The sequence below is a fragment of the uncultured Vibrio sp. genome (assembly GCF_947488985.1).
GTDB lineage: Bacteria > Pseudomonadota > Gammaproteobacteria > Enterobacterales > Vibrionaceae > Vibrio.
The window spans coordinates 1-1,627 of sequence record NZ_CANLBV010000206.1 but is presented as its reverse complement, the minus strand read 5'-3'; the positions used below and the strand labels follow the sequence as shown (position 1 = coordinate 1,627).

General features: G+C 36.8%; 2 protein-coding genes. Both read right to left on the bottom strand.

Annotated features, from left to right (window positions below):
• Positions 1 to 57 precede the first annotated feature (57 nt).
• Positions 58 to 1,302 (bottom strand): hypothetical protein, encoded by a 1,245-nt coding sequence (locus tag Q1A70_RS19820; RefSeq protein ID WP_299695726.1) that lies wholly within the window; start codon positions 1,300 to 1,302, stop codon positions 58 to 60.
• Positions 1,299 to 1,514, bottom strand: coding sequence for a hypothetical protein (locus Q1A70_RS19815; protein WP_299695724.1), 216 nt, complete (start codon positions 1,512 to 1,514; stop codon positions 1,299 to 1,301). The genes Q1A70_RS19820 and Q1A70_RS19815 overlap by 4 nt, the downstream gene beginning before the upstream one ends.
• Positions 1,515 to 1,627 lie beyond the last annotated feature (113 nt).

Below are 1,627 nucleotides of genomic sequence, written 5' to 3'. Positions count from 1 at the left end.
GAAGTACACCTAAACCCAGAAAGAGAAGCTGCTTAATAAGTAAGCAAATGATGACAACTACCTTGAAAAACGCCGATGGTACTCATCTCTCAATAGTAGAATCCCTCGGTTTTTCCTAGCTATTTCATCATCGAATTTTTTCTTGTTATCTCTATACAGTTTGTTAGATCTAGCTTTTGTAGCCTCGTTACAATGATTGTCAATTAAGATCAAGAGCTCTTCATCTGTTACAAGTTCATTTGTATCTTGTGCCAACCTAGAATGGCCAACTAAACCTTCTAATGTTTTTATACTGTCATTATCAAACTGACGTAACCGATTAACAAACAACTTCGTCGCAAACTCTTGTATTGTCTTATCGGAAGACTTTTGGTTTTTATTGATAGTTCCAAGTTTATCAATATACACATACTCCAAGTCATGACCGACATTTACATTCGCATTCACCGTGGTCGACAAAGTATGGTGCCTATAAGGCATCGTTGTTATCTTGAAAAAAATATCATTCGCTGATCTCATATGAGTATTGAGAATCAGGTGATGTTCTTTTGATAAAAACTCAGCTTCATCAAGGCAGAGTATCCACTTACAACACTCTGGGATATCCAATGCTCTTGATATTTGCTTTGTAGCTATGGTGAATGGGGAGAATAGGTTGCCATGAAAGGCAATACCCAGCGCCTTTTCTTCACTTGTTAACTCTAGTCCCATAGAAGCTTTGTTAAACATTAAATTTTTTTCATATTCTAATGTTTCAAGTTCACGACTTAATTCAGGGAAGTTATTGATCGACCGAGGCAACGTCCAAAGCCTTGAAAGAGATTTACATATGTCTCGTTGTTTTAAAGCCGCTTCAACCTCATCTTGGACATACGCTCCAATACAGCTCTTTGCTGTATCAATCAACCTAGCACATGTAGCAAGATTTAGACTCCAGATAAAGTACTTATCTTTAGCGTCTTCATAATTTTCTAACGAGTTAACCCATTCAACTTTTAATGGTACGTATGTTGCGATAAGACTTTTATCTTGAATGATTTTTTGAGCTTCTTTGATGTTCTTCTTCTCTTGTCTATCAGAAAGCGTCAAAGGCTTATTAGCAAGCTTACGCAAATTTTGATGAGACAGCATTTTGACTAGAGCTGTTTTACCTGAACCTCGCGAACCAAGAACTACCTGATTTTTGGTAGAGTATAAGAGTTCCGAAAACGAATCAGTCCAAATAAATTCATTCACAAGTTGATTAGATGAAAAGTCACGGGCATTTGAAGCTTCAAATACGTTCTTAAAATTAGTACTCATGCAGGAGAGCCCTCTAGAACAACTAAGAAATCATTATTACTCATTGGCAAGTACTCCCACCCCTCTTCATTACATAATTCAGTAATTACAATTTCACGCAAACCAAGGTTGCAATACTTAAGCTCTGGTTTGTTATTGAGTAAGGTTTGCCATCTAAATGTACCTTTAGCGTTTACTTCAGTCTCAATTTCTTTTTTGAGTTCTTTTTTCAACACTTTTCTATTGCGACTATCTCCAAAGTATTCTTCATGACTAGGGCGTGTTGATCTTTGCTGTACATTTCGCGTTCAACAATACATCGGTAGCCACATCAACATGAATGCCA